The organism is Micromonospora sp. NPDC005710 (assembly GCF_040630995.1).
GTDB lineage: Bacteria > Actinomycetota > Actinomycetes > Mycobacteriales > Micromonosporaceae > Micromonospora.
The window spans coordinates 370450-391350 of the sequence record NZ_JBEXYP010000004.1 but is presented as its reverse complement, the minus strand read 5'-3'; the positions used below and the strand labels follow the sequence as shown (position 1 = coordinate 391350).

The 20901-nt window shown below is 70.7% G+C and carries 18 protein-coding genes; 12 read left to right on the top strand and 6 right to left on the bottom strand.

The window, feature by feature from the left end; all coding sequences use genetic code 11:
- Window positions 1–28 precede the first annotated feature (28 nt).
- Window positions 29–3559, bottom strand: coding sequence for a DNA polymerase III subunit alpha (dnaE, locus tag ABZ406_RS08210; RefSeq protein WP_357757166.1), 3531 nt, complete (start codon window positions 3557–3559; stop codon window positions 29–31).
- Window positions 3560–3704: 145 nt separating this feature from the next.
- Between dnaE and ABZ406_RS08205 the strand changes: the two genes are divergently transcribed.
- The 3 genes from ABZ406_RS08205 (at window position 3705) to ABZ406_RS08195 (ending at window position 5569) form a co-directional block, all read left to right on the top strand.
- Window positions 3705–4325 carry an L-threonylcarbamoyladenylate synthase gene (locus ABZ406_RS08205; RefSeq protein ID WP_357757163.1) on the top strand — a complete coding sequence of 207 codons (621 nt, stop codon included), beginning with the start codon at window positions 3705–3707 and terminating at the stop codon, window positions 4323–4325.
- Window positions 4326–4422: 97 nt separating this feature from the next.
- The gene (locus tag ABZ406_RS08200; protein WP_357757160.1) at window positions 4423–4968 is read left to right on the top strand and encodes an RNA polymerase sigma factor; all 546 of its coding nucleotides are present in this window, start codon (window positions 4423–4425) and stop codon (window positions 4966–4968) included.
- Window positions 4969–5011: 43 nt separating this feature from the next.
- A complete protein-coding gene (locus ABZ406_RS08195) occupies window positions 5012–5569 on the top strand; it encodes a hypothetical protein (RefSeq protein ID WP_357757158.1) in 558 nt (185 codons plus the stop codon).
- Between the two features lie 25 nt (window positions 5570–5594).
- On the opposite strand, the gene ABZ406_RS08190 is transcribed toward ABZ406_RS08195, so the two are convergent.
- Both ABZ406_RS08190 and ABZ406_RS08185 read right to left on the bottom strand, forming a co-directional pair.
- Window positions 5595–6770: a low temperature requirement protein A gene (locus ABZ406_RS08190; protein WP_357757155.1), complete on the bottom strand. Its 1176-nt coding sequence runs from the start codon at window positions 6768–6770 to the stop codon at window positions 5595–5597.
- A 56-nt stretch (window positions 6771–6826) separates the two neighbouring features.
- Complete coding sequence (locus ABZ406_RS08185; RefSeq protein WP_357757152.1) at window positions 6827–8266, bottom strand: serine/threonine-protein kinase; 1440 nt, start codon at window positions 8264–8266, stop codon at window positions 6827–6829.
- 120 nt (window positions 8267–8386) lie between these two features.
- On the opposite strand from ABZ406_RS08185, the gene ABZ406_RS08180 reads away from it, so the two are divergent.
- The 7 genes from ABZ406_RS08180 to ABZ406_RS08150 all read left to right on the top strand — a co-directional run bounded on the left by ABZ406_RS08180 (window position 8387) and on the right by ABZ406_RS08150 (window position 14595).
- A complete protein-coding gene (locus ABZ406_RS08180) occupies window positions 8387–8983 on the top strand; it encodes a hypothetical protein (protein WP_357757149.1) in 597 nt (198 codons plus the stop codon).
- A gap of 129 nt (window positions 8984–9112) precedes the next feature.
- Window positions 9113–9454 carry a PadR family transcriptional regulator gene (locus ABZ406_RS08175; protein WP_357757147.1) on the top strand — a complete coding sequence of 114 codons (342 nt, stop codon included), beginning with the start codon at window positions 9113–9115 and terminating at the stop codon, window positions 9452–9454.
- Window positions 9451–10398: a permease prefix domain 1-containing protein gene (locus tag ABZ406_RS08170; RefSeq protein ID WP_357757144.1), complete on the top strand. Its 948-nt coding sequence runs from the start codon at window positions 9451–9453 to the stop codon at window positions 10396–10398. The genes ABZ406_RS08175 and ABZ406_RS08170 overlap by 4 nt, the downstream gene beginning before the upstream one ends.
- 116 nt (window positions 10399–10514) lie before the next feature.
- Complete coding sequence (locus ABZ406_RS08165; RefSeq protein WP_357757141.1) at window positions 10515–11849, top strand: sensor histidine kinase; 1335 nt, start codon at window positions 10515–10517, stop codon at window positions 11847–11849.
- Complete coding sequence (locus tag ABZ406_RS08160; protein WP_357757138.1) at window positions 11846–12562, top strand: response regulator transcription factor; 717 nt, start codon at window positions 11846–11848, stop codon at window positions 12560–12562. Before ABZ406_RS08165 ends, ABZ406_RS08160 begins: the two co-directional genes overlap by 4 nt.
- Before the next feature lie 81 nt (window positions 12563–12643).
- Window positions 12644–13537 carry an ATP-binding cassette domain-containing protein gene (locus tag ABZ406_RS08155; protein WP_357757135.1) on the top strand — a complete coding sequence of 298 codons (894 nt, stop codon included), beginning with the start codon at window positions 12644–12646 and terminating at the stop codon, window positions 13535–13537.
- Complete coding sequence (locus ABZ406_RS08150) at window positions 13534–14595, top strand: ABC transporter permease (RefSeq protein ID WP_357757133.1); 1062 nt, start codon at window positions 13534–13536, stop codon at window positions 14593–14595. Before ABZ406_RS08155 ends, ABZ406_RS08150 begins: the two co-directional genes overlap by 4 nt.
- Window positions 14596–14682: 87 nt before the next feature.
- Here ABZ406_RS08150 and ABZ406_RS08145 read toward each other — a convergent pair whose 3' ends face one another.
- Complete coding sequence (locus ABZ406_RS08145; protein WP_357757130.1) at window positions 14683–15711, bottom strand: peptidoglycan-binding protein; 1029 nt, start codon at window positions 15709–15711, stop codon at window positions 14683–14685.
- Window positions 15712–15963: 252 nt separating this feature from the next.
- Here ABZ406_RS08145 and ABZ406_RS08140 point away from each other — a divergent pair, with 252 nt between their 5' ends.
- Entirely contained in the window at window positions 15964–16959 is a 996-nt protein-coding gene (locus ABZ406_RS08140) for a helix-turn-helix domain-containing protein (protein ID WP_357757127.1), read from the top strand.
- Window positions 16960–16971: 12 nt separating this feature from the next.
- Here ABZ406_RS08140 and ABZ406_RS08135 read toward each other — a convergent pair whose 3' ends face one another.
- Entirely contained in the window at window positions 16972–17589 is a 618-nt protein-coding gene (locus tag ABZ406_RS08135) for a DUF402 domain-containing protein (RefSeq protein ID WP_357757124.1), read from the bottom strand.
- Between the two features lie 328 nt (window positions 17590–17917).
- On the opposite strand from ABZ406_RS08135, the gene ABZ406_RS08130 reads away from it, so the two are divergent.
- Window positions 17918–19963 carry an NACHT domain-containing protein gene (locus ABZ406_RS08130; RefSeq protein WP_357757122.1) on the top strand — a complete coding sequence of 682 codons (2046 nt, stop codon included), beginning with the start codon at window positions 17918–17920 and terminating at the stop codon, window positions 19961–19963.
- A gap of 117 nt (window positions 19964–20080) precedes the next feature.
- On the opposite strand, the gene ABZ406_RS08125 is transcribed toward ABZ406_RS08130, so the two are convergent.
- Complete coding sequence (locus tag ABZ406_RS08125; protein ID WP_357757119.1) at window positions 20081–20833, bottom strand: YebC/PmpR family DNA-binding transcriptional regulator; 753 nt, start codon at window positions 20831–20833, stop codon at window positions 20081–20083.
- Window positions 20834–20901 lie beyond the last annotated feature (68 nt).

The following is a 20901-nucleotide window of genomic DNA, read 5'->3' as shown; positions in this document are numbered from 1 at the left end:
GCGCACGCCGGCCGGACCGAGGCTCGGCTCAGCTCACGTTGGCCGGGCCGAGGACGCTCTTCAGGTCACCCATCAGCGCGGTCGTCGCCGCCACCCGGAACGGGCCCAGCCGCAGGGTGGTGGTGCGCCCGCCGTTCTGGAGTTTGACGTGCACCTCGGTGTCGCCCGGGTGCAGCACGAGGGTTTCCTTGAGTTTCTCCATGAGTGGCGGTGTGCAGCGGTGCACCGGGATGGTGAGGGTGACCGGCTTGTTGGTGGCGCTGGTGCTGACGTCCGGCATGGACATGTCCATCGCCATGATCCGTGGGGTGTCGTCGCGGCGGTCCACCCGACCCTTGACCACCACGATGGCGTCCTCGGCGATGTACTGCCCGATCACCTCGTAGGTGTTGGGGAAGAACAGCGTCTCCACCCCACCGGCCAGGTCCTCGAGGGTGGCCGACGCCCAGGCCCGGCCCTGCTTGGTGACCCGGCGTTGCACCCCGGAGAGGATGCCGGCGAGGGTGACGATCGCCCCGTCGGGCACCGCGCCCTCCTCGGCCAGGGACGCGATGGTGGTGTCGGCCGCCGCGTTGAGGATGTGCTCCAGGCCGAACAGCGGGTGGTCGGAGACGTACAGGCCGAGCATCTCCCGCTCGAAGGCCAACTTGTCGCGCTTGTCCCACTCGCTGTCGCCGATCGTCGGCATCACAGTGGTGCTGCCGGTGTCGGCGTCACCGAAGCCGGCGCCGAACAGGTCGTACTGGCCGACTGCCTCCTTGCGCTTGACGTCGGCGTACGCGTCGATGGCGTCCGCGTGCACCGCGAGCAGGCCCTTGCGGGGGTGGTCGAGGGAGTCGAACGCGCCCGCCTTGATCAACGATTCGATCGTCTTCTTGTTGCAGACCACAGCGTCCACCTTGGACAGGAAGTCGTAGAAGTCGGTGTACTCGCCCTTGTCATTGCGGCAGCGCATGATCGAGGCGACCACGTTCGCCCCGACGTTGCGGACGGCGGCGAGGCCGAAGCGGATGTCCTTGCCGACCGGGGTGAACGGCCCGGCCGAGGTGTTCACGTCCGGCGGCAGCACCTGGATGCGCATCCGGCGACACTCGGCCAGGTACAGCGCCATCTTGTCCTTGTCGTCGCCGACCGAGGTCAGCAGCCCGGCCATGTACTCGGCCGGGTAGTGCGCCTTCAGGTACGCGGTCCAGTAGGAGACCAGGCCGTACGCGGCGGAGTGCGCCTTGTTGAAGGCGTACCCGGCGAACGGCACCAGGACGTCCCACACCGCCTGGATCGCCTCGTCGGAGTAGCCGCGCTCCCGGCAGCCGTCCCGGAACGGGATGAACTCCTTGTCCAGGATCTCCTTCTTCTTCTTACCCATGGCCCGGCGCAGCAGGTCCGCCTGACCGAGGGTGTAGCCGGCGAGGATCTGCGCGGCGCGCTGCACCTGCTCCTGGTAGACGATCAGGCCGTGGGTGGGTGCCAGGATCTCCCGCAGTGGCTCCTCCAGCTGCGGATGGATCGGCGTGATCTCCTGGAGGTTGTTCTTGCGCAACGCGTAGTTGGTGTGCGAGTCGACACCCATCGGCCCGGGCCGGTACAGGGCCAGGACGGCGGAGATGTCCTCGAAGTTGTCCGGTTTCATCAACCGCAGCAGGGACCGCATCGGCCCGCCGTCGAGCTGGAACACGCCGAGGGTGTCACCGCGGGCCAGCAGCTCGTAGGCGGGCTTGTCGTCGAGCGGCAGGGCCAGCAGGTCGAGCTTGCGGCCGTGGTTCAGCTCGATGTTCTTGACCGCGTCGTCGATGATCGTCAGGTTGCGCAGGCCGAGGAAGTCCATCTTCAGCAGCCCGAGCGACTCGCACGTCGGATAGTCGAACTGCGTGATGATCGCCCCGTCGGCGTCGCGGCGCGTCAACGGGATGTGCTCGATGATCGGCTCGGCGGACATGATGACGCCCGCGGCGTGCACACCTGTCTGCCGGATCAGCCCCTCGATGCCCTTGGCGGTGTCGATCACCTTGCGGACGTCCGGGTCGGAGTCGTACAGGCCACGGATCTCGCCCGCCTCGGCGTAGCGGGGGTGCTTGTTGTCGAAGATGCCGGTGAGCGGGATGTCCTTGCCCATCACCGCCGGTGGCATCGCCTTGGTGATCCGGTCACCGACCGCGTACGGGAAACCGAGCACCCGGGCCGAGTCCTTGATCGCGGCCTTCGCCTTGATCGTGCCGAAGGTGGCGATCTGGGCGACCTTGTCCTCACCCCACTTGTCGGTGACGTACTTGATCACCTCGCCGCGCCGACGCTCGTCGAAGTCGATGTCGACATCCGGCATCGAGACCCGCTCGGGGTTCAGGAACCGCTCGAAGATCAGGCCGTGCTGGATCGGGTCCAGGTCGGTGATGCCCAGCGCGTACGCGACGAGCGACCCGGCGGCCGAACCACGGCCCGGACCCACGGCGATGCCCTGGCTCTTCGCCCACTGGATGAAGTCGGCGACCACGAGGAAGTACGACGGGAAGCCCATCTGGTTGATGACGCCCAGCTCGTACTCCGCCTGGACGACGTGCCCCTCCGGGATGCCGTTCGGGTAACGGCGACCCAGGCCGGCGAAGGTCTCCTTGCGGAACCAGGACTCCTCGGTCTCGCCCTCGGGCACCGGAAAGCGCGGCATCAGGTTGTGGAACTCGAACATGCCCTTCGGGTCGACCTTCTCGGCGACCAGCAGGGTGTTGCGGCAGCCCTCCTGCCACAGCTCGGACGAGTCCACGGCGCGCATCTGGTCGGCGCTCTTGATGAAGTAGCCACCGCCCTCGAACCGGAACCGGTTGGGGTCGTCGATGTTGCTGCCGGTCTGCACGCAGAGCAGCACGTCGTGGGCGGTGGCCTGCGCCTCGTGGGTGTAGTGGGAGTCGTTGGTGACCACCGGCGGGATGTCCAGCTTGCGGGCGATCTCGGTGAGGCCCTCGCGGACCCGGCTCTCGATGGAGAGGCCGTGGTCCATGATCTCCAGGAAGTAGTTGTCCTTGCCGAAGATGTCCTGGTAGCTGGCGGCGACCTTGAGGGCCTCGTCGAACTGGCCCAGCCGCAGCCGGGTCTGCACCGCGCCGGACGGGCAGCCGGTGGTCGCCATGATGCCCTCGGCGTGCTGGGCGATCAGCTCCATGTCCATCCGGGGCCACTTGACGTAGTGACCCTCCATGGAGGCGCGTGAGTTGAGGGTGAAGAGGTTCTTCAGGCCCTGCGCGTTCTTCGCCCACATGGTCTTGTGGGTGATCGCGCCGTTACCGGAGATGTCGTCGCTCTTCTGCTCCGGGCGACCCCACTTGACCCGCGCCTTGTGATAGCGCGACTCCGGCGCCACGTACGCCTCGACGCCGAGGATCGGGGTGATCCCGGCGGCCATCGCCTGGTTGTAGAAGTCGTTCGCGCCGTGCATGTTGCCGTGGTCGGTGATCGCCACGGCGGACATGCCCAGCCGCTTGGCCTCGGCGAACAGGTCCTTCAGCCGGGCCGCTCCGTCGAGCATCGAGTACTCGGTGTGCACGTGCAGATGCGCGAACGAGTCGGCCATGCGTGGCGCCCCCCGGCGGTGTGGATCTTGTTGGTCGGAGCCGACCGGGACCTACCCTACCGAGGCGATCTCGGCGGCTCCACCGTCCGCGCCGAGGGTGTCCCTCGTCTCCTGATCGCCCCGGAGAGGGCCTAGGCTCTTCAGGATGGCGAGGTACTACGACGTGCACCCCGACAACCCACAGCCCCGGGTCATCGGGCAGGTCGCGGACCTGATCCGCGGTGGTGGGCTGGTCGCCTACCCCACCGACTCCTGCTATGCGCTCGGCATCCAGTTGGGCAACCAGGACGGGCTGGACCGCATTCGCCAGATCCGGCATCTCGACGATCGGCACCACTTCACGCTCATCTGCCGGGACTTCGCACAGCTCGGCCAGTTCGTCCGGATCAGCAACGCCGTCTTCCGCCTGGTGAAGGCGTCCACCCCGGGCAGCTACACCTTCATCCTCCCGGCCACCCGGGAGGTGCCGCGCCGGATGCTGCACCCGAAGAAGCGCACCGTCGGTGTCCGTGTCCCCCGGCACACTGTCACCCAGGCGCTGCTGGCCGAGCTGGGCGAGCCGCTGGTGTCGAGCACCCTGGTCCTGCCCGGCGACGACGAGCCGATGACGCAGGGCTGGGAGATCAAGGAACGGCTCGACCACCAGCTCGACGCCGTGCTCGACGCCGGCGAGTGCGGCAGGGAACCGACGACCGTGATCGACCTGTCCGGGCCCGAGCCGGAGATCCTGCGCCGGGGTGCCGGCGACGTGTCCCGCTTCGAGTGACGCGGCGGTCCGGGTCGGGTGCCGGACGGTAAGGGGTCGTCGCGACGTCGCCGGTCGTACGCTCGGGATCGGCACCGGCGAGCATTGGACACCCGCTATGCCCGACGCGGACGACATCGACGCCCTGGCCCGTTCCGCCGCACACGGCGACCCGGCGGCGGTGGACGCCCTGCTGCTCGCGGTGCGCCCGGAGGTGCTGCGGCTGTGCGCCCGGTTCCTGCCCAACCGGGAGGACGCCGAGGAGGCTTGCCAGGACACGTTGCTGGCCCTGGCCAACGGCATCACCCGGTTCGAGGGACGCTCCTCGTTCCGCACCTGGCTGCACCGGCTGGCCGCCAACCGGGCCCGCTCCACGTACCGCACGCTGCGCCGCCGCTGCCGACTGGAGGCCGGCGGCGTGCCGGTGCCCGACCGGGCCGACCCCCGCCGGACCAGTGTGGTCGCGGGCACCCGTCTCGACCTGCTCGACGCCTTCGACGCGGTCCACCCCGACCTCGCCGAGGTGGTGGCCCTGCGCGACGTCCTCGGGCTGAGCTATCCCGAGATCGCCGCCCTGCTCGACGTGCCGGTGGGCACCGTGAAGTCCCGGTTGCACCTGGCCCGCCGGCAGGTCCGACAGCGGCTCGACGCCGGATCGGGCTGAGTCCGCACCGGCGGTGACATTCACGATCCGGGAAGGGGGTCGGGTGGTTCCGCTTCGCCGGGCCGTCGGCCGTGTCGTCACCGCCCTCGCGGCGGCCGCGTCGGTCGCCGCCTGCGGCAGCGACGCGGTCTCGCCACTGCCCGTACAGCCGCCCGGGCCGTCGGCGTCGGCGTCGGCGCTGCCGTCACCGCCGCCCACTCCGTCGGTGACGGCGGGCACCAGCCGGTCGCCAACCCGGCCGCCGTCGGCCGCCGGACGGCCCGTGCCGGTGCCGCCCGCACCGACCAGGACCCGGGGTACGCCCCAACGGCCGACCTCGCCACCTCCGACGCCGACGAGCAGTTGTCAGGGTGCGGTCCGCTACGACCTGCCGGTGGCCGACACCGAACTGGAACTGCTGCGCTCGCTCTGCTTCGCCACCGGCGCGGTGCTGCGGATCCAGGGCATCGGGCCCGGTCTGGTCACCGTCGACCGGCCGGATCTGGTATCGCAGCACTACGAGGCAGGGGTGGTGGACATCCGCTTCGTCCGACCCGGCACCGTCGCGGTCACCATCCCCAAGGATGACCGCGCGCACACCATCGACGTGGTGGTCCGCTGACCGTCGGCTCTGGTGGATGCCGGCGTCAGGGGGTCACCGACGCCGGGGTGGGTCGGCGTCTCCTGCAGACCAGTTCGCCGAGCGCCACACCGGACAGCACCAGGGCGGCCGCCACGCCCATTACCAGCCCGGGCAGGTGCGCGGCGAGCGGCGCGAGGACGACGGTGGCGGCCACGCCGAGGACGTGGGACAGCGCCACCCGCCCGTAGACCTCGTGCTCCAGGAACGCCCGACCGCAGAGGAACAGCCCGGTGCCGCCCAGGATGAGCGCCGTCATCACACTGCCAGGGCGTTCACCGGGCTCCGCGACGACCCGCTCGACGCCGGCCGCCGTGCTCACCACACCGGCCAGCATCAACCAGTGGGCGTACGGGTTGGTCTGCACCAGCCGGGCCCGGTGCGGTGACGCCTCGATGGCGGTACTCAGGGTCGCCCCCGCTCCTCCCGCGTAGCTCCACCACAGCACCACGGCCGTCAGGAACGCCGTGCCGAAGGCGGCTGTCCGGTCCGGCGTGAAGGGCGCGTGGCTCAGGCTGAGGACGGTGACCAGGACGAGTTCGCCCAGGGTGAGGGTGTAGATCTGCTGGTAACGCTCGGCGAGGTGCTCCGGCGCCACCTCGTACTGCGGCAGGGCGGCCCGTCCGGGGACGGGGAAGCGGAACCCGAAACCCACGTAGTCGACGGCCAGCGCGGCGAGCCAGACACCGAGCCGCCAGCCGGGGTCGGCCAGCACACCGCCCACCAGCCAGAGGGCCCCCGCGCTGAGGGACCAGACGAGGGCACGGAGGGAGCGCTCCCGTCCCTGCCCACCGTGCTGTGACCGGACGAGCACCAGCCCCCGGCCCAGGTTTATCGCGGCCCAGGCCCCGCCGAAGACCAGACCGTGGTCGCTGAAGGCCGTCGGCAGTGCGGCGGACATCAGCATGACGCCGAACATGATGCCGAGGATCAGGTAGGGAATCGGCCGCCTGCGCGGGCTGTAGGTGTCGGTGATCAGCGTCGTGGTCACCCACACCGCCCAGAGCGTCGACAGCAGGAGCAGCGCCTGACCGAGGCCGGTCCAGCTCTGCTCGGCGGCCATCTTCTGCGAGACCAGGGTCAGGCTCGCGACGAAGGCGATGTCGAAGAAGAGTTCCAGCAGGTCCGCACGCTGCGGCCCGCCCTTCACCCGGGTCAGCGGCCGACGCGGGTCGTCCGTCACGCTGACAGCCTCACACCGGGAGACACCCGGTCGGGGCCTTTTCCCGCAGCGGGCGGTCAGCGCACCCGCACTCCGGCGAGCAGGGTGTCCACGAACGCGCTGTCGGTGTCTGGCGGTGGCGTGATCTGCACGTACACCAGTGCGGCCGAGCCGGGGTGCAGGGCGGCCGACTCGACGATGCGCGGCCGGCCCTGGTCGCAGCGGTACGCCACCACCGTCCACTCAACGCCCGCCTGGCGGGTCGTGCGGGTCGGCGCGGGTGTGCAGTTCCCGTGCGTCCGCTCGGCCAGGAATCCGGCCGGTGAGGTGCGGGCCGCCGTGGCGGCGGAGAGACCGACGAACGCGCCGGGCAGGCGTGGGTCGGCGGCCCACCGGCGGGGTTGCGGCGACAGCACCAGGGCCGGCTCGGGTTCGCCGTCGGTGCCGTACTGACCGGCCCAGGTGGCGCCCGCCGCCGACCAGCCGGGCGGCAGCGCCACTGTTAGCGGCCCGGTCGTGTACGTGTCGCCGCCCGACCGGGCCGACCCGGTGCCGCCCGGCTCGACGCCCACCGCCCCCACCGCGGCGAGGGCCACCACCGCCGCGGTGGCCCGCCGCCACCGGTGACGGCGGCGTGCCGCTGCCCGGGGGCCCGGTGGTCGCCGCGCATCGGCCGGCGCAGCCCGCCCCGACGGGCCGGCCGACGCGACAGGGCCACTCACGCGGATCAGCGCGGAGTGCAGGGTCGCGGCGTCGGGGTAGCGGTCGGCCGGTCGGTGCGCGGTGGCCCGGGCAAGCACCGCCGCGACCGCCGGAGGCACGCCGTCGCGAAGGAGAAGCCCCGCTGGCTGCCGACCCGGGTCGCGCCGCGTCGGGTTCGGGCGCGACGGCTCGGCGGCCAGCAGTCGGATGCCGAGCCGGCCGAGCCCGTACACGTCGGCGCGGGTGTCAACCACCGCGCCCGGATGGTCCTGCTCGGGGGCCATGTAGCCGGGAGTGCCGGCCCGGGCGGTCAGCCCGGACGCGGCGGCGAGCGCCTTGGCGAGGCCGAGGTCGGCGATCAGCACCTGTTCGCCGCCGGGGCCGCCGGAGCGGAACAGGATGTTGCCGGGCGTGAGGTCGCGGTGCACGACGCCGTGGCGGTGCAGCACGGCGACCCCGGCGCAGATCTCGCCGAGCAGCCGCAACGCCGTGGGCGCGGGGATCTCGCCGGCAGCCAGGCGGTCCCGCAGGCTGCCCCCGTCCGCCCAGGCCAGGACCGCGTACGGGCGGCCGTCGGGTAACTCACCGACGGTGTGCACCCGGATCAACCGCTCGTGCTCCAACCGGCGCAGCAACCGGGCCTCGTCGAGGAAGCGTTCCCGTACCCGCAGGTCATGGCTCCAGTTCTCGGCCAACACCTTGATTGCCACGTACGCGTCGAGCGCAGGGTCGTAGCCCAGCCAGACCATCGCGAACGAACCGACGCCGAGCAGGCGTTCGACGGCGTAGGGCCCGATCCGCAGCGGAGCCGTCACCGTGTCACCTCCGGCGGGCGTCTCCCTGCACGGTAGACCGGGCCAGGCGTGAAACCCACGAACCGTCGGCCCCGGCGCGGTGACTAACAGGGCAGGAGTCCCATCACCGAAGGAGCCACCATGAACCGTCCCGCGACCCTCCTCACCACCGCCGCGCTGGCGCTCGGCACACTCGTCCCGACGACAGTGGCCGGTCCGGCGGCGGCGTCGCCGCTGGCCGACGCTGCCGCGTCCGTAACGGCGCGCGGCCCGCTGCTCGCCGTCGGGCACGGCCACCCGCAGGTGCTCAGCGTCGCCGGCGCCGGGGTGTACCGGATCGGCGCCAGCCTGGCGGCGCTCACCACGAACGGGCACATCGACTGGACCACCCCGGGGTGCGGCGGGGTGGTGAACGCCGGCGCGACCGGCGCCTGGGCGGGTGTGCTCCTGCTGGCCTTCCGCGACGGTCGGCTGGTGGAGGTCGGTACGGCCACCGCGCCGCCGCAGTCCCCCGCCGGCGCCACCGTCGGCATGTCCTTCGCCGAGGTGGCGGCGATCTACGGCGGGCGGGGGTCGCTGATCCGCAACGACGCGGGGGACGCCGAGGCGTACCTGGTCCGGGTCGGGTCGCGGGTGGAGCTGTTCACCGGGCACCCGATCCGGCCGGGGGTGGGCTACTTCCAGGTCGGTCCGGCCAGTTTCGTCGAGCGCAACTTCCGGCAGGGCCCGTCCTGCTGACCGTTTTCCCAGGTACGGGGCGTCCGGTGTCGACCGGGCGCCCCGTTCGTCGTAGCACCGGTGGAGGGTGGGCGGACACGATGATGTCGCGCTAGACAACAGTGTGTGGCACACAGTATGGTGTGACACATGGTTAGCGAGGACGTTCTACGGACGCACCTACAGGAATTGCGTCGAGGCACCGTCGTGGTGGCCAGCCTGGTCGCGCTGCGCCGACCGGACTACGGCTACGCACTGCTGCAACGGCTCAGCGACCACGGCTTCCCGGTCGACGCCAACACCCTCTATCCGCTGCTGCGCCGCCTGGAGGACCAGGGGCTGCTGACCAGCGAGTGGAACACCGAAGAGAGCCGACCGCGCAAGTTCTACCGGACCAGCGACGAGGGCGAGTCGATGCTGAACCGGCTCCTCGACGACCTCGCCGCCGTGCAGACCTCCATCACCAGCCTGATCCAAGGAGTGGACCGATGAACACCCTGACCAACCGCTACCTCGCCGCTACCCTGCGCTCGGTGCCCACCCAACGCCGCGACGAGCTCGCCACCGAGCTGCGCGCCTCCATCGAGGACATGATCGAGGACCGCACCAGCGGTGGCGCGGACCCGACAGCGGCCGAGCGGGAGGTGCTCACCGAGCTGGGCAACCCGGACGAGCTGGCCGCCCGGTACGCCGACCGCCGGTTGCAGCTCATCGGCCCGACCTACTACCTGATCTGGTTGCGACTGCTGAAGCTGCTGCTCAGCTTCATCCCGGCGCTCGCCGGCACCGTCGTCACCATCGTCAAGGTCGCCGAGGGCGGCGGTTTCGGGGCCATCGGGCCAGGCATCGTCGTGGCCATGCAGGTGGCCGTGCAGATCACCTTCTGGCTCACGGTGGTCTTCGCCATCATCGAGCGCACCCAGACGGCAGTGGACCTGCCGACGTGGACCGTCGACCAACTGCCCGACGCACCTGCGCAACGACGCATTCCCCTCGCCGACACCATCGCCTCCGTCATCATGCTGGCGGTCACCATCGCGTACCTGCCGTTCCAGCACTTCCAGTCCTGGGTGGACGGCGCCGACGGCGAGAACATCCCGATCCTCGACCCGGCTCTGTGGTCGTTCTGGCTGCCGGCGCTCATCGTCGTCCTGGCCGCCGGCGCGGTGGTCGAGATCGTCAAGTACCGGATCGGGCGCTGGACCTGGACGCTCTTCGGCATCCGAGCGGTGCTCAACCTGGCGTTCGCGGTGCCGCTGATGTGGCTGGCGCTCTCCGACCGGCTCCTCAACCCGGCCCTGGCCGAGCGACTCAGCTGGCTGGCGGAACCGGACAACCGCAACGTCCTCGGGGCGACCATCGCGGCTGGCGCGGCAGTGGTCGCGATCTGGGACCTGATCGACACCGCCCTGAAGACCCGGCGGCAGCCCGTGTGAGTGGTCCCCGACCCGACGGCCCGGCGCGTACCCCGCGCCGGGCCGTCGCCCGTCGTGGTGACCACGGCGGCGCGCCCGGTTGGAGGGCCCGGTGCGCGGCGTGGCATCGTTCCCGGATGACAGTGGCACCTCGACCGCAATGGCGTCGTCCGGGTCCGACGGCAGAGCAACGCCGTAACGACCTGTGGATCGGGCTGGCGGTGACGGGGTTGGCGCTGGTCAGCCTCACCCTGGCCCGCAGCGCGGGGGCGTTCCTGCTGGGACCACCGCCGTCCGGGCCGGAGCAGGTGTTCTGGACCGTCGCGGTGACGCTGCCGCTGGTGTGGCGGCGGCGTTGGCCGGTTGCCACCCTGCTCGTCGTCGCGGTGGTGTTCGTCGCCGCGCAGGTCCGCTCGGCGCCGGAAACCCAGTTCTCCGCCTGGGCGCTGTTCTGCGTGCTCTACACCTCCGGCGCCTGGGGCAGGGACCACCAGATGGCAAGCCGTGTACGGCTCGGCGTGATCGCCACGATGTTCGCCTGGCTGGGGATCTACTACGCCGTGATGATCGACCACATCCCTCCCGGCGCGTTCGACGAGGCGGTCGGTCCGGTGCCGCCAGTGCTCGCCGCGATGGTCACCGGTGTGCTTGTCAACCTGCTGACGCTCGGTTTCGCGTACTTCTTCGGCGAGACCGCGTGGGTGGCCGCGCGCCGCGAGCACGAGTTGCGCGCCCAGGCCGAGGACCTGCGCCGGTCACAGGCCGAGGCCCGGGAACGCGCGGTGCTCGGCGAACGGGTCCGGATCGCCCGGGAGTTGCACGACGTGGTCGCCCACCACGTCTCCGTGATGGGTGTGCAGGCGTCCGCCTGCCGCCGGGTGTTCGACCGCGACCCGGGCAAGGCCCGCACCGCGCTGACCGCCATCGAGCAGAGCGCCCGCACCGCCGTCGACGAGCTTCGTCGGATGCTCGGCGTGCTGCGGACCTCCGGCGGCGCCGACCCCGAGCCGCCGGCGGCCGGCGGTGTCGAACGCATCGACGAGCTTGTCGAGCGGGCCCGGGCCGCCGGGCTGACAGCCACCCTCGGGGTGTACGGCGAGCCGGTCGCGTTGCCCGAATCGGTGTCCCAGACGGCCTACCGGGTGACCCAGGAGGCGGTGACCAACACCCTGAAGCACGCCGAGGCGGCCCTGCTCGACGTGCGCGTCAGGTATCTGGCCCGGGAGGTGGAGGTCGACGTGACCGACGACGGGCGGGGCGGCGGCCCGGCCGACGCCGTCGGCCTGGGGTTGATCGGGATGCGCGAACGGGTCACCGCACACGACGGTGACCTGGAGGTCGGGCCGAGGGCCGGCGGCGGCTGGCGGGTCCGCGCCCGCTTCCCCCTCGCGCTGTCGGCGGACCCTCCGGTCGGCTGGCAACGGGAGCCGAGCGACGGGCAGCAGGCGGCGGCCGCGGAGCCGACGGCATGAGCGCGGCAGACCCCCACGCGCCCGGGACCGGCCCGACGGTCCGGGTGCTGCTCGCCGACGACCAGCACCTCGTCCGTACCGGCTTCCGGGTCATCCTGGAGGTGGAGGACGACATCACTGTGGTCGGTGAGGCCGCCGACGGCGAACGGGCCGTCAGCATGACCCGGGCCACCCGCCCCGACGTCGTACTCATGGATGTGGAGATGCCCGGGATGGACGGCCTGGAGGCCACCCGGCAGATCGTCGCCGGCGGGCCCGGGGCGCCCGCGGTGCTGATCCTCACCACCTTCGACCGCGACGACTACCTGTTCGCCGCGTTGCGGGCCGGGGCCAGCGGCTTCCTGCTCAAGAACGGCACACCGGAGGAACTGGTCGAGGCGATCCGGGTGCTGGCCAGGGGCGACGGCCTGCTCGCCCCGGAGATCACCCGCCGGGTGATCTCCACATTCGCCCGACCCGGCGACCCGACGGGCACCGCCCACCGGGGCCCGGACGCCGAGGCCGCGCTGGCGGAGCTGACCCCGCGCGAACGGGAGGTCCTGATGCTGCTCGCCGCCGGGTCGAGCAACGCGGAGATCGCCGCGACCATCCACCTCGGCGAGGCGACGGTGAAGACGCACGTGAGTCGGGTCCTGGCCAAACTCGGCCTGCGCGACCGGGTCCAGGCGGTGGTGTTCGCGTACGAGAACGGGGTGGTCCGGCCCGGCGGGTGACATCTGTCCGCCGCGAGGTGGACCCGTCGGCTCACCCGCCGGGCGGACGGCGCGACGGCGTCCGCGATCTAGCGTGAGTACGTGACCAGAACGCTTCGCCTCGACGGCGTCGACCGCAGCTTCGGCGACCGTCAGGTGCTCAGGAACGTGTCCTTCGAGGTGTCCGCCGGCAGGATGACCGGTTTCGTGGGCGCCAACGGCGCCGGCAAGACCACCACCATGCGGATCATCCTGGGTGTCCTCGCCCCCGACGCCGGAGAGGTGAGCTGGGGCGGCACCACACTGACCCGGCAGGACCGGCGGCGCTTCGGCTACATGCCGGAGGAGCGGGGCCTCTACCCCAAGATGACCACCCGCGAGCAGGTGACCTACCTGGGCCGGCTGCACGGGTTGGACGCCGCGGCGGCCCGGCGTTCCACCGACGCGCTGCTGGACCGGGTCGGGCTCGGTGAGCGCGGCGACGACCTGCTGGAGACGCTGTCGCTGGGCAACCAGCAGCGCGCCCAGATCGCCGCCGCGCTGGTGCACGATCCCGAGGTGCTGGTGCTCGACGAACCCTTCTCGGGCCTCGACCCGCTGGCGGTGGAGACCGTCGTGACGGTGCTGCGGGAACGGGCCTCGGCCGGGGCGCCGGTGCTCTTCTCCAGCCACCAGCTCGACGTCGTGGAACGCCTCTGCGACGACCTGGTGATCATCGGGGACGGCGTCATCCGGGCCGCCGGCAGTCGGCAGCAGCTGCGCGACTCGTACACGGTGCCCCGGTTCGAACTCGTCGTCGAGCACGACGCCGGCTGGGTACGCGACCACCCCGCAGTGACAGTGGTCGAGCTGGACGGCGCGCGGGTGGTCTTCGACCTGCCGGCCGGCACCGACGAACAGCCAGTGCTGCGGGCGGCCCTGGCGCGCGGCCCGGTCCGCGCCTTCCGCCCGGTCAGCCCCTCGCTCACCGAGATCTTCCGAGAGGTCACCCAGTGAACGTCACCCAGGCCACCCGGCTGGTCGCCGAACGCGAGATCAGGGTCAAGCTCCGCGACCGTACCTTCCTGTTCGGCACGCTGTTCTTCCTGCTGATCGCCGCGGCGGGCACCATCCTGCCCCCGCTGTTCTCCGGCGGACCGTCGACTGTGGCGGTGACCGAGAGCCTTGCCGCGCCGCTGCGCGCCGCCGGCCTGGAGGTCCGGGTCGTCCCCGACGACCGGGCCGCCGAGCAGGCCGTCCGCGACGACGACGTGGACGCCGCGGTGGTCACCGGACCGGCCGTCCTGGCCATGGACGAGGCCCCCGACGACGTGGTGAAGGCCCTGAGCAGCCAGCCGACCGTACGCCTGCTCGACCCGGACGCCGTCGACCCGGTGGTGGCGTTCCTGGTGCCGTTCGTCTTCGCGTTCGTCTTCTTCCTCACCTCGCAGACGTTCGGCGTGCAGATCGCGCAGAGCGTCATCGAGGAGAAGCAGACCCGCATCGTGGAGATCCTGGTCGCCGCCGTGCCGGTCCGGGCCCTGCTGGCCGGGAAGGTGGTGGCGGGGGCCATCCTGGCGTTCGCCCAGATCGCCCTGATCGCCGTGGTGGCGGTGATCGGGCTGCAGATCGGCGACAGCGGAGGTCTGCTCACCCTGCTCGCCCCGGCGATCGGCTGGTTCGTGCCGTTCTTCCTGGTCGGCTTCGTGCTGCTCGCCGCCATGTGGGCGGCGGCCGGCGCACTGGCCAACAGGCAGGAGGACATCGCCGCCGTCTCGACTCCTGTGCAGCTCGCCGTCATGCTGCCGTTCTTCGCGGTGATCTTCCTGAACGACAACGCCACAGCGATGCGGGTGCTGTCCTACCTGCCGTTCTCGTCGCCCACTGCCATGCCACTGCGACTGTTCACCGGCGACGCGGCCGGGTGGGAGCCGATCGTCTCACTCGTCATCCTGCTGCTCGCCGCCGGCGCGTTCCTCCTCGCCGGGGCCCGGGTGTACGAGGGGTCGCTGCTGCGAACCAACGGCCGGACCTCGCTGCGTACGGCCTGGCGGGAACGGGAGACGATCGGCTGAGCCTCCGGTCCGCCCCCGCGCGGGCGCCGGTGTCCTGATCGGATTCCGGCGCCCGCCGCCATCGTTGGACTGCAGCAGGCCGGACCGCTACGCCGCGCAGTTCCAGTGGCCGAAGTCGCCGGTACGCGACCAGACCTCCCGGGCCGTCCCGATGTTCCACGCCGGATCCAGCGCCGTCCGACGGTCGACGCCGAACCGGGACACCTCCATGTCGCTGAACTGGAACAACCCCCAACGTCGTGACCCGTCCTCGACGGCCTCCACCCGGTACGGGTCCAGTCCGGACAGGCAGCGCGCCACCTCCACGGCACCGGCCGGGTCCTCCGGGAACATCTGCCGCAGGTGCTTACGGATCCTCTCCTGCGGCCAACCGACCGGCACCTTCCGATCACCCGCCAACTCGTCGAACAACCGCGCGTCAGCGGTGCCGCTGACCGGCAGGCCACCAAACGCCTGGAACACCATCACCCGGCTGGTGGTGTCCGGGCCGAACCAACCGTCCACCGGCACGTTGAGGCCGTCGGCCACCAGGTGTTCCTGGAGGCGTAGCACGCAGGGGTCGTGCATGCCCTGGCGCAGCACCGCCGGACAGGCGGCGGTCGGCGAGCTGTCGACAGTGGGAGGGGTGAGTGGTCGCAGCGCCCCGGTCACCCCGACCGTCAGGACGCCGAGCACCACCAGCAGCGCGAGCCGAAGCCAGCGACGGGCCGGCCAGGGCGCTGTGGGTCGCGGCGGGACCAGACCGACGCTCGGGCGGATGGCCGCCGGAACGGTAGCGGACGGGCCGGCAGGGGTCGGTGCCGCGTGGCTCTCCCCCCGCCCCTGCTCGCCGAGGCGGGCCTCGATGTCCCGCCGTGTCTCCAGCCACCTGTCGACCTCGACCGGCGGGATGTCGCATGCGGCCAGCAGGGCGAGGACGGTGCGCTCCCGGGGCAGCGTCGTCCGCCCCAGCATCGTGGCCAGGGTGCTCGGTGGCAGCCAGTGTCCGGCCGCCGAGGCGCGCCTGGCGATCTCCCGGTAGGTCAGGCCGGAGCGCCGCCGCGTCTCCCTGAGCAACGCCACGTAATCTCCCGGCGTGGCCGCCGGCGGCACCGGATTCCGGGCAGCGTCCTCCATCGAACCTCCCCGTGTCGTTCGTGTGGTCGAGCCCGAACCGTTGCCGGCGCGCGCCCGTCGGTCGCACACCGCTCAGCGGGGCGACCGTCGACAAGGACGCTAGGCAAACTGCGGCGCGAGGACAATGCCCTGGTGGCCGTAGCGGGCTGTCCGGGCAGCTCAGGGCCGCCTGTCCGGGTCTGTCCGACCACGTCGGACAGGCGCTGTGGACCCGACTTGCCCACGCGTCGGCGGTGTCTGGACAATCGTGCGATGACCACGGGGGAGCTACGCCCGGACGACGCGTCCGACCCGGCCGCGTTCGTCGAGCTGCTGCGCCAGCTCAAGGACCGGTCGGGGCTCACCTACCGGCAACTGGAGCAGCGCGCCGCGACAGCGGGTGACGTGCTCGCCCGGAGCACCGCTGCCGACATCCTGCGCCGGTCCACACTGCCCCGACCCGAGGTGCTCACCGCATTCGTTCGGGCCTGCGGCGCGGGAGATCAGCTCGACACGTGGCTACGGGCCCGGCACCGCCTCGCGGCAGGTCAGTTCACCGCGCCGTCGCCGACATCGGCCCCAACGCCGGTCGACGCCGGCACTGCCGCGGCCCCGGAGCGCTCCGGCGCGGCCCGCCAACGCTGGTTCGCACGGCCCGCGCCGTTGGCACTGCTTGTCGTCGCCGCCCTGCTGGCCGCGCTCGGCGTGGGCTTCTGGATGGAGCGACGCGACGACGAGCAACGCAGAGCCGGGCAAGACGCCGATCCGACCGCGTCAGCCGGTGGCGGTGCCCGTTCGCCGAGCGCGGGGCGCAGCCAGATCCGCCCCGTCGGCAGCCCGCACCTCTGCCTCACCGAGGGCCGCGACCGCACCGGCCAGTACACGAAGGAGATAGCGGTTCAGCGGCCCTGCACCGAGGCCACCCCACCGGACACCTCGCTGGAACAGGTGGCCGACGGAAGGTACTTCATCACCTGGTTCCACCCGGCGCACGGGAAAGGCTGCCTCACCATCCGCGAGGACGATCCCGGCCGGAATCTGCTCGAACCCTGGGATGAGAAGGATTGCAGCGCGAGCAGGTCGAAGCAGGTGTTCCACTTCGAACCGATCGGACCGGCGCCCGACACGTACCGCATCCGACCCGACCACAGCGAGCTGTGCGTCGGCCTACGCGACGACGACAGCACCGAGTCGGACGCGGCGCTTGTCGAGCCGTGCACCGGCGGCCCGGATCAGGTGTTCCTGGTCAACGCCCGGCCGGCGGACTGACCACCGCGTCGCTCAGCGGGCGGGTGGCACCCGGTCCCAGCCGGCCGGCAGCGGGGGCGCCGTCCAGGCGGGGTCGGGCCGCCAGGTCGCCCACGCCGGGTCCCACCAGCGCTCACCGCCGTCGAGCAGGGCGGCGATCCGGTCGCCCTCGGCCTGGATGGCATCCCCCAGGCCCGGGTAACGCCCCTCGACGAGGCGCTGGGCGAACAACTCCACGTCCTTCCAGACGTACCGGTCGGCGTCCGCTCCCCACCACAGGTCCAGCTCGTGGTCCAGGGTGTCCACCCCGATCGGCGTACGCCGCACCGGGTCCTGGAGGTTGAAGTACCAGCCGGCGAAGTCGCGCCCCGGCCCGCTCCAGAACACGTCGATCGAGTGCGCCTCACCGGGGCGTTGCAGCATCAGCTTGCCGTGCCCGGACCAGGACCGGTGCCCGGCGGTCTCCCACGGGTGCCGGCCGCACGGAAAGGCGCCGGTCTCCGGGAAGCCGAACTGTGCCCCCGGTGGAAGGTAGAGGGCGAGCAGGTCGGGCGAATCCTCGACACAGATCGTCGGACAACCGAACCAGACCTCGCCGCGCAGAACCTCACGCCGTACCACCGTCTCACCGGCCGCGAACCGCTCCGCCACCACTGCACCTCCGCGCTCGACCCGACGGCGCCCGGCGCCGGCGGGACCGACTCCATGTCGGGCCCCCGTGGCAGGGGACAGCCCACATCAGTGGCACCAAGCCGGTCATTGCGCCCATCTGACTCTACCTGCACGTATGCCGACGGCACTGTGAAAGGCCCGGCACCCCAGGTGGCAGACGGGCCGACTCGAAACGGTCGCCGCGCAGGCACTTTCGCACAATCCGTTGTGGACGTTGGGGCGTGTAGCCAGTCGATCGCTGTCGGTAGCCTGTGCTGATGCGCATGGCTGTGGTTGAACCGTCCCGGTCGGCAGAAGGGGCACGTCGATGAGACCCGGTAGCCTGCGTCGAATCCTGCGCTGGGCAGCTGGTGTTCTGGTCACGCTACTGAGCGCCATCATTGTGGTGACGACGGCGACGTTCGTGCCTGCCTACCTGGCCGACAAGACGTTGAGCAACAAAGCCGGCTACCTTGGCACAATTCTGGGCGCGGTCAGCCTTCTCGCCTTCTTGATGCAGCAGTTGGTCGGCTTGTTGCGTCGGGAGAAGCCCGCCGCAGTGATCGAGCAGCTCAGATCGGATCTCCTCCGCGAACTCAGCGCGCGTCTCCGGCAGCTTCGCCGCACATCGGAACACATCGCACTCAGTTACCGGAGCGCCGGTGACTCGTCGGAGGTGCGACTGGAGGCGCTTGCCCAGGCGGTGTTACGCGGACCTCAGCGTGCGGTGCTTCTGGGGCATCCCGGTGGCGGGAAGTCGTACACCGCGCTGCAGCTTGCCCTGGAGATCCTGAAACAGGATCCTGCGGTCGTGCCGCTGGTGGTCCCGGTCGGCCGCTGGATCGACGGCGAAGAGGTCGACGCCTGGCTTCCGCAGTTCATCGCAACCGAGTTCAACGTATCCCGCGGCTCGGCCCAAGACCTTATCGAGTCGGGCCGCATCCTCCCGGTGCTTGATGGCATCGACGAGCTGTGCATCGATGAAACGAGCGTTGAGCCGGCCGAGCGGCTGCTGCGCCAACTCGCCGAGTGGCGGTTGCACGAGGAGCCGGCCCGATTTCTGGCCACCTGCCGGCGAGCCACCTGGAACGCCCTCGACAAGGATCTGCGCGACCATTACACGCTGCGGGTGTACACCATCCGACCCGTCGGCTACGCCGAGGCGACGAGGTACCTGTCCCGATCGATCGGCAGCGCCGACGTTTTCACTCCGGCGCTCGACTTGGCGATGTCACTGCAGGATGCGGGCCGGGCAACTCTGCTCGCCAGCCCCTGGCAGCTGAGCCTCGTCGCGGAACTGGCCAGGAGTCGGCTGGCTGCGCATCGCGACGACCCTGGCCGCACGCTGGTCACAGCGGCGGAGACTGCCAATGCCGCATCTCTGGTAGCGCATTACGTGGAGTCCGTCGGCACCGCCCGAGCAGCACTTCCGATACGGCTGCGGAATGTGCTGGACCTGTGGTGGTTGTCACGTTACGCAAAGTATTTGGAGCTGAATCGGTCTTCGCAGCGGGTCGTCGCCAAGCGTACGTTGCCCGGAGGCGCCATCATTCTGCACCGACTTTGGCCGATCGCCGGGCGGGCAGCGTTGGTCTGGGATTTCATCCTGTGTGTGCTCCTGTCTGTTCCAGGGTTCGTCTGGGCGGCCATGTTTTTCTGGGATCGCGGTTGGATAGCGCGTCTCGGACTCCTGCTCGGCGCTGCCGTCTGGTCGGCCATGCTGATACGGACAAGCACAAAGCCGTGGATGCCAGCCGCCACGCCGGACTGGTCACGGCTGACCGACCTGAGGTTCTCGCTGCGTCAGACCGCCACCGCACTTGTCATTGCGGTGGCGGCATGGCTGGTGCTGGGCCCGTGGATAGCATTGATCAGCTTCGTCACCGCCTGGCTTGCGATCGGGTTGACAGTCGGCTTCGGCCAGACCCTGGCGACGGACACCAGGCCCGAAATCGTCGGCCCGTTGGGCGTCCTGCGCCGCGAACGGACAGTGTCGCGACTATCGGCCGCAGTCATGTTTCCGATCCTGGCATGGGGCTTCAGCCTGGAATGGGGTGTGCTCGCAGGCGCCTCTCTGGCACTGGTCTACTGCGCGGTTGTCGGCGAGACGGTTGCTTGTGCGCTATGGCGGCGCTACCTTGCCATGATCGTCGCCTCGGCGTTCCGACTACCACCCGCCCCTGCCCGATTTCTGCAGCGGATGTGTGGGCTCGGGTTCGTTCGTGTCGCTGGGATCGCCTACCAGTTCCGTCACGAAGAGCTTCTGCGATACTTCGCCGACGGCTACGACGTGCGCGACCATTTTCGGCGGTCATGGCGAACCGGGGGACCGCAGCAGAATCGGACCTCACCGCCGCGAGCCGTGGTCGAGTAACGTACAGCCAACCTCCTGACTGCACCACAAAAACGGAGGGGGCCCGGTGAAGGCCCCCTCCGTTACCGTTGTCCGGGTCCGTTACCGCCCCTGCTCGGCACGGTCGGGCCACCGCCGTCAGGCGTCGACGGCCGCCATGACGTCGTCGCTGATGTCGAAGTTGGCGTAGACGTTCTGGACGTCGTCGCAGTCTTCGAGGACGTCGATCAGCTTGAAGATCTTGCGGGCGCCCTCTTCGTCGAGGGGCACGTTGACGCTGGGGATCAGCGAAGACTCGGCCGACTCGTACTCGATGCCGGCGTCCTGCAACGCCGTCCGCACCGGGACCAGGTCGGTCGGCTCGGAGACCACCTCGTACGCCTCGCCGATGTCGTTGACCTCTTCGGCACCGGCGTCCAGGACGGCGAGCATGACGTCGTCCTCGCTGGTGCCCTCCTTGGGGACGATCACCACACCCTTGCGGGAGAACATGTACGACACCGAACCGGCGTCGGCGAGCGAGCCGCCGTTGCGGGTCAGCGCGGTGCGCACCTCGGTCGCCGCGCGGTTGCGGTTGTCGGTGAGGCACTCGATGAGCATCGCCACGCCGCTCGGGCCGTACCCCTCATACATGATCGTCTGCCAGTCGGCGCCGCCGGCTTCCAGGCCGGAGCCGCGCTTGACGGCGCGATCGATGTTGTCGTTCGGCACCGAACTCTTCTTCGCCTTCTGAATGGCGTCGAAGAGTGTCGGGTTACCGGTGGGGTCGCCGCCGCCGATCCGCGCGGCCACCTCGACGTTCTTGATCAGCTTGGCGAACATCTTGCCGCGCTTGGCGTCGATGACGGCCTTCTTGTGCTTGGTCGTCGCCCACTTTGAGTGGCCGGACATCTTCTACCTCCGTTGCTACCCGCCGTCTGCATCGACCGCACCGCTCACGCCCCGCTCCCACCGGCGCA